Consider the following 11,816-nt stretch of genomic DNA (forward strand, 5'->3'; position numbering starts at 1 on the left):
CGGCCATCCGTGGCCCCGGGGCCGTCCCCGCGTGACGGTCCCGCTCCTCGGCTCGTTCCCCCTCACATGAGAAAGATCATTCTGCTGGCGGCCCTGCCCGCCCTCGCCCTCGCCATGGCCGCCCCCGCCCAGGCCGACGACCACGACAACAACTTCGGCACCGGAGTGAACCCCGCGAACAACTGGAACTTCACGGCCGCCGACGTCTGCATCCAGGAACTGGCCGTCGTTCCCGCCCTGTCCGACTGGACCGGCAACCACGCCAACAACTGCACGAACGGAAACGTCATCTCCCACGCCGGCGACTGACGCGACGTCGAGGCCGATCGCCCCGCCACACCCCGTCCCACCACGCTCCGCCCCGTCCGTCCCGTCCCAGGTGGCGCATCACCGCGGTGATGCGCCACCACGCGACGTCACACCGCCGCGGCGCCGAACCACTTGGGCAGGTGGTCGAGCAGGTCCTGCTGGTTCTCGCCGGCCCATGCCACGTGGCCGTCCGGACGCAGCAGCACCGCCGGTACGTCCAGTTCCTCGCTGACGTCGACGACGTGGTCGACCCGGTCCGCCCAGCCCTCCAGCGAGAGCCGGCCGGTCTGGTCGAGCAGCAGGCCGCGGCCGCCGTGCATCAGCTCGTACAGGCGCCCCTCCTGCTTCAGCGCCAGGTCCCGCATCCGCCGGCCGAGCAGGTCGTCCGCACCGGAGCCGGAGCCGGAACGGGACTCGTCCGAGCCGCTCCCGCCGAAGTCGTAGCGGATGTCGACCGCGGTGATGATCCCAGTGACGTACCGGTTCACCTCCTCGAAGTCCATCAGCTTCGCGAACAGCTCCCGCAGCGCGGTCGCGCCCGGGTCGGTGCCGAGCAGGGTGATCTGCGCGCGGGTGTTGTCCAGCACGCGGGCACCCACCGGGTGCCGCTCGGTGTGGTACGTGTCCAACAGCCCTTCCGGCGCCCAGCCGTTGACCGCGGCGGCCAGCTTCCAGCCGAGGTTGAACGCGTCCTGGAGGCCGAGGTTCATCCCCTGCCCGCCGGTCGGCGGGTGGATGTGCGCGGCATCCCCGGCCAGCAGCACGCGGCCGACCCGGTAGCGCTCCGCCTGCCGGGTGGCGTCGCCGAAGCGGGAGAGCCAGCGCGGCGAGTGCGCGCCGAAGTCGGTGCCCGCGAGCGCCCGCAGCTGCTTCTGGAAGTCCTCGATGACCGGCGGGGTCGTACGGTCATCGGACACGCCGTCGGCGGGCACGACGAGCCGGTACACCCCGTCTTCGAGCGGCTGCGCCCCGAACCGCAGTTGGGTCTTGCGGACCTCCTCGACCGTGGCGGCGATCACCTCCGGGTCCTCGGTCAGCACCATCTCGCCCAGCATCGTCTCGACCGTGGCGGGCTCGCCGGGGAAGTCGACGCCGATCTGCTTGCGCACCAGGCTGCGGCCGCCGTCGCACCCGACGAGGTAGCGCGCGCGCAGCTGCGTACCGTCCGTCAGGTCGACGGTCACCCCCTCGTCGTCCTGGCTCAGCCCGGCCACCTCGCAGCCGCGCCGGAGCTCGGCGCCGAGTTCGACGGCGCGCTCGCCCAGGATCCGCTCGCTGACCGGCTGCGGGGCGGCGACGCCGAACGGGTGCGCCGTGTCGAGCTGTTCGGGCCACGGCTTCATAATCCCGCCGAACAGACCGCCAACCTGGAACTTCTCACTGACCGCCAGGAACCGGTCCAGCAGACCGCGTTGGGCCATCACCTCGGCGCTGCGCGTGTGCAGGCCCTGCCCGCGGCCCTCCTTGGTGGGCTCGGTCAGCTTCTCCAGCACGACCACCTGTACGCCGTGCAGCCGCAGTTCGGCCGCCAGCATCAGGCCGGTCGGTCCGCCGCCGACCACGATCACGTCAATCATCAAAGCGCCCATCCAATGTGTCATTTCCGCAGGTCCAGGCCTTGGATCGCCCATGATGCGGTACGCCGGGGGCCTTGCCGCAAGCCCCCCGGTGGGCTATAAGTTAAGAGTGGCCAGGGGTGATCTGCTTCCCTCTCGGACCACCTTGACCTCCCTCTCGGGCCACCTCGGCCTCCCTCTCGGTGAATCCCTGCGCCACCGGACCCGACTCACGCGGGGTTCGCCCGCGCTCTCGCCGCCAGCAGCACCACAAGCCCCGTCGGTACGAGCAGCAGCGCGAACGCGGCGGTGTAGCCCGGGAGTTCGGAGGCTCCGGCGCCCAGGGCCGCGTTGAAGAGCGCCGAGGCGACGCCGAGGACGACGATCTGCCCCAGGTTCTGGGTGGTCTGCATCGCGCTGCTCGCATAGCCCTGCCGGTCGGGCGGGGTGTGGGAGAGCGAGAGCAGTGTGAGCGAGGGCGCGAGCAGGCCCATGCCGACCGCCGCGACGACCATGGCGGGGGCGGCGGTGAGCGGCGGTACGGACGGCAGTGTGCCGACGGCGGCGAGCGCGATCGCGGCCCCGAGCAGCAGCGCTCCGGCCACCACCACGTGGTGCCGGGGGATCCGCCCCAGCCAGCGGCTCTGCACCCAGGCGGCACCGGCCCAGCAGACGGCGGCCCCCGTGAAGGCAAGCCCGGTCTGCACCGGAGGCACCTCCCGCACGGTCACCAGCATCAGCGGAACGAACGCTTCCAGGGTGAAGAAGACCCCCGAGGCGAGCCCCCGCAGCAGCACCGAGGCGGGCAGCCCGCGCACGGCGCGCAGCGTGCCCGGTGGCAACAGGCGCGGTGCGAAGACCCCGAGCAGCGCGAGCGCGGCCACCGCGTACACCAGATGGGTCGTGTCCCAGCCGGAGGCCGCGTACTGCCCGAGCGCCGCCCCCACACTGACCGCCGCGGCGAGCAGCAGGCCGGGGCGGTGCGACACCGTCGCCGCCACCGTCACCGTTTCTTCGCTCAACTGCCGTTTCTCGTACGGGACTTCCTCCGCCGACTGCCGCTTTCGGTACGGGACTTCCTCCGCGCGGTCGCGCAGCATGAACACCACCGCGATCGCCGGGAGCGCGGTCAGTACGGCCAGCCCGAGGAACACTGTCCGCCAGGACGACCACTCGGCCACCAGGCCCGCCACCGGCGGCCCGACCAGCGACGGGACGATCCAGCAGGTGCTCAGCAGCGCCAGGGCGCGCGGGCGGAGGTGCTCGGGGTAGTTCTGGGCGATGGCGGCGTTGACGGCCACCGTGATCATTCCGGCGGCGAGGCCGTCCAGGAAGCGTCCGGCGGCGAGTTGCCAGACGGTGGTGCTCAGGCCGGAGACGACGAGGGTGGCCACCGCGAGCACCGTGCCCGCCATGATCGGCCTGCGGGCGCCCGACCGGTCGGCCCAGTCGCCGCCGAGTACCCCGCCCAACAGGCTCGCGGCCACGAAGCAGCCCGCGACGAGGGGGAAGAGCGCGACCCCGTCCAGCTCCTGCGCGGCCACGGGGAGGGTGGGGACGACGGCCAGCGCGGCGAATCCGGTCAGGAACATCACGGCGGTGATGCCGAGGGTCAGGGCGGCGTACGGACGGGAGAAGAGGCCGGGCCCGTCCGCGGTCCCCTCGGGGGCGGGGGCCCGGGAACGTACTGGCGCATCAGCAGCATCATCCGTCACGAGCGCACAAGCTATGCGGGGCGACCGGCCGCGTGCCACTCGATTTCGTCGGTCGGCCACTCGTTTTCGTCGGTCGGCCACTCGTCTTCGTCAGCCGGACCCGCGCCCTCGTTCGTCAGCCGGACCCGCGTCCTCGCCAGCCGGTCCCGCGTCGCTCGACACGATCAACCCGCCCTGCCTACTTGGCCGTTGCGAGCGCCGCCTGCCAGACCGGGCTGTCGACGTAGTGGTTGTCGTAGAGCTCGGAGGAGTCCTTGATCTCCTGCGGGCTCGCCTCGCCGCGCATCACCCGGCCGAGCAGCCGCAGGTAGTCGAAGCGGGGCATGCCGGGGGTGAAGACGAAGAGGACGTCGGCCACGGAGCCGGGGGCGGCGGCGAAAGCGTGCGGGGTGTGCGGCGGCACGAGGAGGAAGTCACCGGTGTTCAGGGTCTGGACCTCGTCGTCGATGAGGACCTGGAGGGAGCCGCCGATGACGAAGAAGAGCTCCGACGCGCGGGTGTGGAAGTGGGCGGGCGCGCCCACCGCGCCCTCCGCGAAGGTGGAGCGGTAGCTGGTGACCGTGGAGCCGTCGGTGCCGCAGTCGGCGAGGAGGGTCATGACGCTGCTGGGGTCGCTGGTGGTCTCGGCAGTGGCGGCGCGGGTGAGGACCGGCTTGGCAGCGACGGGGGCGGGGACGACGGCGGTGGCGGCGGCGCTGGTCACGGTGGTGTCGTTGCTGCTCATGGTGGGTGACTCCCTGCTTGCGGGTGGTGGTTCCGGCTGCTTGCCGTTGCCTTGTGATCACCACTCTAGGCAGCGGAAAGACCCCGCACAGGGTGCATTCTGGTGCTGGTTGGATGGGTCAATTACCCGGCCGTCGTCGACATTTCCGGCCGCACCGCCGCCAGGTACTCCGCGATCGCGTCCCTGTTCCGCCGCAGGCACTCCACGCGGGCCGACATGCGGTCCAGCTCCTGCTCAAGGGTGGCGAGCATCTCCGGGGTCGCGTCCGGGAAGTGGATGGCGCGGGGCTTGTCGAGGCACGGCAGGATCTGCTTGATGATCCGGGTCGGCAGCCCGGCGTCGAGCAGGCCGCGGATCTGGGCGACGCGGTCCACGAAGCGTTCGTCGTACTCGCGGTAGCCGTTCGCGGCCCGTTCGGCGGCGATGAGACCCTGCTCCTCGTAGTAACGCAGCATCCTGCGCGGCGTGTCGGTCCGCTCCGAGAGCTCACCGATGCGCATACGACCTCCCCCTGAAATCCCCTGTGCGACCCACCCCGCGGAGAGCTGCGTCGGCCTTCACACGCATGTGAGGGTACGACCCTACCGTCGTGCGAACTCGAAGCCCGGAAGCCCCGGTTGAAGTCCGGCCCCTCGTCCTCTTCACCGACGTGTCGGCACCGCTGGCCCGGCACTGCTGGTGGTTCTGGCCGCCCGGTCAGCGGTTCAGAGCGCGTGGGCCCTCTCATGGCGCGGTTCGTACAGCCCCACGTCGCCGCCACCGGGCAGCCGCAGCACGGTCATCAGTCCCCAGCCCTCGTCGCTGACGGGCCGGGTGAACTCGACGCCCTGCGCCAACAGCTCCTCCCTGGTGGCGTTCACGTCGTCGCACATCAGGAAGAACTCGTGCGAGGACCCCGGCCCCGGATGCACGGCGATCTCGGCCGGCGGCAGCTTGAAGATGAGCCAACCACCGCCGGCGTCGACGTGCTTGTACCCGAGAACGTCCCGGAAGAAGGCCCTGTCGGCCTCCGCGTCCCGGCTGTGGATCACCACGTGAGCACCATTGATCATGCGCGGACCGTACCGAACCGGACCCGCGCCTCCGACGAACCGTGGAACCACCGGCCCCGACCCCACCCCTCTGGGCTACCGTCGGCGCTCGGACGTATCGTCCGCCCCATGACCACCACGCACACCACCCGCCCCCGCCACCTCTACATAGCCCGCCACGCCGAGGCCGCCGAGGACGAGTCCGGCCTCACCGATGCGGGCCGCCGCCAGGCCGTACTCCTCGGACAGCGGCTGCGCGGCGTGCCGCTGAGCGCGATCCACCACGGGCCGCTGTCCCGGACCACCGAGACCGCGCGGCTGGTCGCGGAGCAGCTGGGGCAGGACGTACGCCCGCGGATGAGCGAGGCCGCCGGGGACTACGTACCGTACGAGCCGGTACGGGAGGAGCTGCCCGCCGGGATCGACGCCGACCGGTATCTCGGCTTCGTCGCGGGCCAGCCTGCGGAGGACCGCGAGAAGGGTCCCCGGCTCGCCGCCCTCGCCATGGAGCTGTTCACGGGCCCGGCGGATGTCCCGGCAGTGCCGACCGGGGGCGCGGACGCCACGGCCGTCCAGCACGAGCTCGTCGTCACCCACAACTTCCTCGCCGCCTGGTTCGTACGCGCCGCCCACGAGGCTCCGGCCTGGCGGTGGATCGGCCTCAATCTGGCCAACGCCGCGCTGACGGTGATCCGATACGCACCCGGCCGCCCCGCCTCCGTGCTCGTCCTCAACGACATGGGCCACCTGCCCGCCGAGCTGCGCTGGACCGGATACCCGCCGGAACTGCACGTCTGACACGAACCGGATCGCCCGGCCCCGCTACCCCCTGAGCGTGTCCTCGATCCCGTGCCGCAGTTGCCGGAAGGCGAGCCCGGCCGCCGTCACCGCCCCCTCGTACACGGCGTCGGCGCTCTCGCCGTCCTCGTCGATCCGCCGCCAGTTCTCCAGGGCGAGCACCCGGAGCACGACCCCGATCTGCCCGGCGGCGAGCCGCGCCGGGACGCCGTCCCCGAGGACTTCCCCGAGCGCGGTGGCCAGCGCCTCCTCCGAGCGCCGCATGTACGTGTGCAGCCGGGTCTCCAGGCTCGGCGTCCCGTACAACAGCCGCTGGTACGCCAGCACTTGGGGGTCGTCGCAGAGCCCGGTGATCGGGTCCCGGTCCGCCAGCCCGGCCAGGAAGTGCCGCTCCAGCGCGTCCAGCGGCGCGACCCCGGCCTCCCGCCCGGCGCGGACCACCCGCGCCGACTCGTCCTCGTGGTCGGCGAACCGGTGCAGCGCGAGGTCCTCCTTCGCCGGGAAGTACCGGAACAGCGTCGGCTTCGACACCTCGGCGGCGGCCGCCACCTCCGCCACGGACACGGCGTCGAAGCCGCGCTCCAGGAAGAGCGCGATCGCCGCGTCGGAGATCGCCTCGTACGTCCGCCGCTTCTTCAGCTCCCGCAGCCCGGTCCCGTTCACCGCGCACCCCCCTGCTCGCCCTTGCGCACCAATGCCTCGATCCCGTCCAGCAGCCGTTCCATCCCGAAGACGAACTCGTAGTCGGGGTCGTCGGGCAGGTCCAGCACGCCCGACTCCAGCATCCGGGTGACCGCCGGATAGCGCTCGGCGTCGGCGAACCTGGCCAGCAGCCGCCCGTACCGCACGAGCGACTCCTCGGCCGTGGTGCCGGCCTTGGCGCGGGCCTCGGCGAGGTCGGCCATCATGCCGACCTCGCTCCGTACGAATCCGCTGACCAGCATGATCACCGAGATCCGGTGCCCGTCGTCGAGCCCGGAACCGTCGAGCGCCGACAGTCCGCGCTCCATCCAGGCGACGGACTTGGGCGTCGTGGGCGGCCCTCCCACCGGGATGCGCATGGCCCACAGGTGCTGCCGCGAGCCGTCCCGCAGGGCCCGCGCCCATGCGGTCAGCGCCTCGCGCCAGGGGGTGCCGGGGGCGGGCGGCGCGGGCGGCAGCCCCATCGCCGCCTCCTGCATCAGTACGTACAGCTCGTCCTTGGCGGCGACGTACCGGTAGAGCGACATGGTGGAGACGCCGAGCTCCTTGGCGACCCGCCCCATGGAGACGGCCGCGAGCCCCTCCCCCGAGGCGATCCGCACGGCGGCGTCGACGATCCGGTCGAGGTCGAGCCCGGGGCGCGGCCCCTTCCCCGGGCGCTCCCGCAGCCCCCAGGCGACCTCGATGCTCGCGGGCAGATCACCCTTCTGCCCGCCCGCCTGCTGCTCGCCTGCCACAACCGCCTCCTTCCGCCCGCTCACCCTTGACGGCCATCCTAGTTATGCGTAAGCCTCACACAGTGATGCGTATGTCATACGCAGAAGACTGCGAGAGGTGTCCCGTGCCAGCAACCGAGCCAGCAACCGAGCCAGCAATCGAAGCAGTGGCCGAAGCAGCAACCGGAGCAGTGGCCGAACCGGCGATCCGAGCGACCGGCCTCACCAAGTCCTACGGAACCCACCACGTCCTGAAGGGAGTTGACCTCTCCGTCCCGCGGGGCAGCGTCTTCGCCCTGCTCGGCCCGAACGGCGCGGGCAAGACGACAGCGGTACGCATCCTCACCACGCTCACCACCGCCGACGCGGGCACCGCCAGGGTCGGCGGCCACGACGTCCGGGCCGACCGGCGCAAGGTCCGCGCGACCATCAGCCTGACCGGCCAGTCCGCCGCGGTGGACGAACGCCAGACCGGCGCCGAGAACCTCCGCATGATGGCCCGCCTGAGCCGTCTCCCGCGCGCCGCGGCCCGCCGCCGCGCCGACGAACTGCTCGACCGCTTCGGCCTGACCGACGCGGCGGACCGGCTGGTCGTCACGTACTCCGGCGGCATGCGCCGCAGGCTCGACCTGGCGGCGGGCCTGGTCGCCGCCCCCACCGTCCTCTTCCTCGACGAACCGACGACAGGCCTGGACCCGCGCAGCCGCCGCTCCCTCTGGCAGTCCGTCCGCGAACTCTCCACCGCGGGCGCCACGGTCTTCCTGACCACCCAATACCTCGAAGAGGCCGACGAGTTGGCGCACCGCATCGCCGTGCTCCACGAAGGCCGGGTGGCCGCACAGGGCACCCCGGCCGACCTCAAGTCACGCGTCCCGGGACACCGGCTGGACCTCACGCTGACCACCGAGGCCGCCTACACGGCCCTCGCACCCCGCGCCGTCCACCACGCCCCGCACACCCGCACGCTCGGCCTGCCCACGGACGGCTCGGCCGCGCACGTCCGCGCGCTCCTCGACGCGCTGGACCCCACCCGCGCGGACATCGCCTCGTTCACGGTCCGCACGGCCACCCTGGACGACGTCTTCCTCGCCCTGACCGACACCGACACCCACGCCGACACCCACGCCGACGCCCCCACCCACCCCCGCAGCGGCGCCCGCACCGGCCAGGAGGTCACCCATGTCCGCTGACACCGCCCTGGTCCTCACCGCCCGCGGCATCCGCCTCAGCCGCCGCAACACCGACGCCCTCATCACCTCCCTCATGCTCCCGGTCATGCTGATGCTGATCTTCGTCTACTTCTTCGGCGGAGCGATCAACACCGGTACGCAGTACGTCACTTACGTCACGCCCGGCGTCCTCATCCTCTGCGCGGGCTTCGGCGCGGCCACCACCGCGAGCACGGTCACCGAGGACATGAAGGGCGGCATCATCGACCGGTTCCGCTCCCTCGACGTGGGCGGCGCCGCGATCCTCGCGGGCCACGTCGCGGCCAGCGTCCTGCGCAACTCCCTCTCCACCGCCCTGGTGCTCGCGGTGGCCGTCGCGATCGGCTTCCGCCCCGCCACCACCCCGCTCCGCGCCCTGGCCGCCGCCGCGGTCCTGCTCGCCTACCTCCTCGCCCTCTCCTGGTTCTCCGCCGCGGTCGGCCTCCTCGCCAGATCCCCGGAAGCGGCGGGCGGCTTCACCTTCTTCGTCGGCTTCCTCCCCTACCCGAGCAGCGCCTTCGTCCCCACCGACACCATGCCCTCCTGGCTCCACGCCTTCGCCGCCCACCAACCCGTCACCCCGGTCATCGAGTCCCTCCGGGGCCTGCTCCTCGGCACGGACGTGGGCAGCACGCCGTGGGTGGCACTGGCGTGGTGCGCGGGGATCCTGGGGGTGTCCGCGGCGGCTTCGGGGGTGCTGTTCAGGTGGCGGGCGGCGTGAGCCCGGGGCCCGGACCCAGCCCCCGGGGAAGCGCCAGGGCGAGGTACTGGTTCTGGACCCGGGAGCCGCGCAGTCCCAGTGAGGCGGTGGCCGCCTGGAGCGTCATCGCGTACGAGTCCACGGCGCGGCGCACGTTGGGGGCGTCCAGGCTCGCGCCCGTCACCAGCCGGTCGAGGTCGATGTAGGCGGAGCGGACGATCTCGATCCACCGGTACGTGTGCACGTCGTGCGCCCAGCCCCGCACGAAGTCCTCGTCGCACCTGCCCAGCACGGTCTCCCAGCGCGAGAGCATCCGCTGCCGGATCTCGGCGCTGTGCGGGGTCAGGTGGAGGTGGCGCACGAGGTCGTAGAGCGGGTCGCCGACCAGGGCCATCTCCCAGTCGATGATGGTCAGTTGACCGCGGACGGACCCTCGGATGAGGTTCCAGGGGTTGAGGTCGCCGTGCAGCAGGACCGGGGTTCGGGGACGCACGGTCCGCTGGGCCAGGATCTCCTTCAGCCGCCGTGCGTTGGGCAGGCCGAGCACCCCGGCCAGCTGGAGCGACTCCTTGGGCAGCGTGCCGACCAGTTCCACCAGCCGTTCGCACAGCCAGTGGTAGAAGCCCGCCGGCCCCGTCGTCGGATCGAGCCGGGCGAGCCCCGCGTCGGCCAGCGCCCCGAGCTGGTCGACCAGGTCGTCGGCCTCGCACGGCAGCAGCCCGTCCACCGGATGCCGAGGGGGGCCGCCGGCGGGCCCTTCGTACGAGTGGATGGCGAACCAGTCCTCGGGCCAGCTCTCGCCCAGTGCGAGCACCCGGGGGACCCGGACCCCGGCACCCCGCATCCGCCGCCCGTTCGCCTCCTCCAGGGCCAGGAGCACCTCGTGCTCCACCAGGAAGCGGGGCTCGCGACGGGTGTGCGAGTTCAGTTTGCGCCGCACCACCACGGTCCGGTCCGCGCTCCGTGCGTGGACCACCGTGTTGAGGTGCCCGGTCCCCTTGAAGACCTGGCACGACGGCGCGGCCCCCTCCGCCGCCAGGACCTCGTCCACGGCCGGTGCGTCGAACCCCGGGGGCTGGACGAACCCGGGGTCCGTCACCCGCCAGTGGTTGGGCGGCACCTTGCGCGGCCCGCCGCCCTGGCCGCCGGCCCACGCCATGTGCCACCGGCAGAGGATCCGCTCGATCTCGGCACGGTCCGGCACACCGGCCAGCCGCAGCGGTCCACTCGCCGCTTCGAGGGCCCGGCGCACCGACTCCGTGGCTTCCTCAAGACCGACGGGCTCCCGGCCGGCCCCGAGCGAGCGGGCCGCCCGCATCACGTCCGGGTAGACCGACTGCGCCCGCTCGAAGTCGAGGTAGTGGCGCAGGTCGACCTCCATCCCGTTGGCGGCCTCGGGTCTGCTCCGGCGCATGGCGTGGAACCAGGCCGCCTTGACCTCCTCCTGCTGGTGCACCGGGTACTTCATCCGCACCAGATGGGTGGCCAGATCGTGCAACGGGTCGCCGTAGGTGGCCAGTTCCCAGTCGACGCAGATCAGCGGCGGGGCCCCGTGGTACGAGAAGATCACGTTGTCGCGGTGCAGATCGGTGTGCAGCAGGCTGAACGGGCGGCGCACCATCAGCGGCACCCGCTCCGCGAACTCCAGCAGCGCGTTCTCCGGAATGCCGAGCGCCGCGAAGAGCCCGCCGAACTCGGTCCAATTGGCCTGCCGTACGTCCCGGTCGGTGAGCTCGGCCAACGTGCGCAGGAACGTGCGGCAGTGCCCGTCGCGCGGCCACCGGTCCGGCAGCGGGGGCAGGTCCTCGCGGCGCACCGCGACCATCTGCGCCAGCAGACCCGCCAGAGCGTCGATGAGCCGGCTGTCGAGGGGTTTGCCGTTGGGGCAGATGGTGGAGAGGGGAACGCCCTCCACATAGCTGTGGACCGCGGAGTGGCCCTGCTTGGCCAGGCACTGCGGCACATGGGGCAGCACGCCCCTGAGCGCGTCGAGGATCTGCGGCTCGTCCTGCCAGGTCCTGACGACCACCGGGAGCGCCTCGGGAGCCCGCAGCCGCACGGTCACCGAGGTCCCCGGGGAGCGGTCCACCAGCCGGGCCATGGGCTCGCTCAGCGGCACCCGGAAGTTCCGGTTGTGAAAGCCGCGGGTCATCTCACCCGTACGGATCGCCTGCGCCACGAACGCGTCGTAGACGTGCACCGAAGTCGGCTTCAGTGCCCGCCGCACGGCCACGGGAAGTTCTCCCACGAAAAGCTCCCGCTGGATCACGCGCTCGACGGCAGGAATAGGAGGGTCACCCTAGCGGCCGCCGGGAAGTGCCCGTGGGCCTTCGAAGCGGTGATCTTCCCGCCGGTGG

At 72.1% G+C, this 11,816-nt stretch carries 12 protein-coding genes; 4 read left to right on the forward strand and 8 right to left on the reverse strand.

From position 1 onward, the window contains the following. The first annotated feature begins 66 nt into the window (after positions 1 to 66). A complete protein-coding gene (locus ACH4SP_RS41015; RefSeq protein ID WP_398423346.1) occupies positions 67 to 309 on the forward strand; it encodes a hypothetical protein in 243 nt (80 codons plus the stop codon). 107 nt (positions 310 to 416) lie between these two features. Here ACH4SP_RS41015 and rox read toward each other — a convergent pair whose 3' ends face one another. The 5 genes from rox to ACH4SP_RS41040 form a co-directional block, all read right to left on the reverse strand. Continuing rightward, positions 417 to 1,886: a rifampin monooxygenase gene (gene rox / locus ACH4SP_RS41020; RefSeq protein WP_398423348.1), complete on the reverse strand. Its 1,470-nt coding sequence runs from the start codon at positions 1,884 to 1,886 to the stop codon at positions 417 to 419. 209 nt (positions 1,887 to 2,095) lie between these two features. Next, entirely contained in the window at positions 2,096 to 3,457 is a 1,362-nt protein-coding gene (locus ACH4SP_RS41025) for an MFS transporter (protein WP_398423496.1), read from the reverse strand. Between the two features lie 301 nt (positions 3,458 to 3,758). Beyond that, complete coding sequence (locus tag ACH4SP_RS41030; RefSeq protein WP_398423350.1) at positions 3,759 to 4,304, reverse strand: cupin domain-containing protein; 546 nt, start codon at positions 4,302 to 4,304, stop codon at positions 3,759 to 3,761. 122 nt (positions 4,305 to 4,426) lie between these two features. Continuing rightward, positions 4,427 to 4,804, reverse strand: a complete 378-nt coding sequence (locus ACH4SP_RS41035; RefSeq protein WP_398423351.1) for a MerR family transcriptional regulator — start codon at positions 4,802 to 4,804, stop codon at positions 4,427 to 4,429. 204 nt (positions 4,805 to 5,008) lie between these two features. After that, a complete protein-coding gene (locus tag ACH4SP_RS41040; protein WP_398423353.1) occupies positions 5,009 to 5,356 on the reverse strand; it encodes a VOC family protein in 348 nt (115 codons plus the stop codon). A 108-nt stretch (positions 5,357 to 5,464) separates the two neighbouring features. Between ACH4SP_RS41040 and ACH4SP_RS41045 the strand changes: the two genes are divergently transcribed. After that, the gene (locus tag ACH4SP_RS41045; protein WP_398423355.1) at positions 5,465 to 6,133 is read left to right on the forward strand and encodes a histidine phosphatase family protein; all 669 of its coding nucleotides are present in this window, start codon (positions 5,465 to 5,467) and stop codon (positions 6,131 to 6,133) included. Between the two features lie 24 nt (positions 6,134 to 6,157). Here the strand turns inward: ACH4SP_RS41045 and ACH4SP_RS41050 are convergent, their stop codons facing one another. Both ACH4SP_RS41050 and ACH4SP_RS41055 read right to left on the reverse strand, forming a co-directional pair. Beyond that, positions 6,158 to 6,796 (reverse strand): TetR family transcriptional regulator, encoded by a 639-nt coding sequence (locus tag ACH4SP_RS41050; protein WP_398423357.1) that lies wholly within the window; start codon positions 6,794 to 6,796, stop codon positions 6,158 to 6,160. Next, positions 6,793 to 7,572, reverse strand: coding sequence for a TetR/AcrR family transcriptional regulator (locus tag ACH4SP_RS41055; RefSeq protein WP_398423359.1), 780 nt, complete (start codon positions 7,570 to 7,572; stop codon positions 6,793 to 6,795). Before ACH4SP_RS41055 ends, ACH4SP_RS41050 begins: the two co-directional genes overlap by 4 nt. Before the next feature lie 170 nt (positions 7,573 to 7,742). Between ACH4SP_RS41055 and ACH4SP_RS41060 the strand changes: the two genes are divergently transcribed. Together ACH4SP_RS41060 and ACH4SP_RS41065 are read left to right on the forward strand one after the other, a co-directional pair. After that, positions 7,743 to 8,741 carry an ATP-binding cassette domain-containing protein gene (locus tag ACH4SP_RS41060; RefSeq protein WP_398423498.1) on the forward strand — a complete coding sequence of 333 codons (999 nt, stop codon included), beginning with the start codon at positions 7,743 to 7,745 and terminating at the stop codon, positions 8,739 to 8,741. Then, on the forward strand, positions 8,731 to 9,480 hold the full coding sequence (locus ACH4SP_RS41065; RefSeq protein WP_398423361.1) for an ABC transporter permease: 750 nt from the start codon (positions 8,731 to 8,733) through the stop codon (positions 9,478 to 9,480). Before ACH4SP_RS41060 ends, ACH4SP_RS41065 begins: the two co-directional genes overlap by 11 nt. Here ACH4SP_RS41065 and ACH4SP_RS41070 read toward each other — a convergent pair. After that, positions 9,461 to 11,707 carry a phosphotransferase gene (locus ACH4SP_RS41070; protein WP_398423363.1) on the reverse strand — a complete coding sequence of 749 codons (2,247 nt, stop codon included), beginning with the start codon at positions 11,705 to 11,707 and terminating at the stop codon, positions 9,461 to 9,463. The genes ACH4SP_RS41065 and ACH4SP_RS41070 overlap by 20 nt on opposite strands. Positions 11,708 to 11,816: the final 109 nt, after the last annotated feature.

Source organism: Streptomyces sp. NPDC021093 (genome assembly GCF_044333135.1).
Taxonomy (GTDB): domain Bacteria; phylum Actinomycetota; class Actinomycetes; order Streptomycetales; family Streptomycetaceae; genus Streptomyces.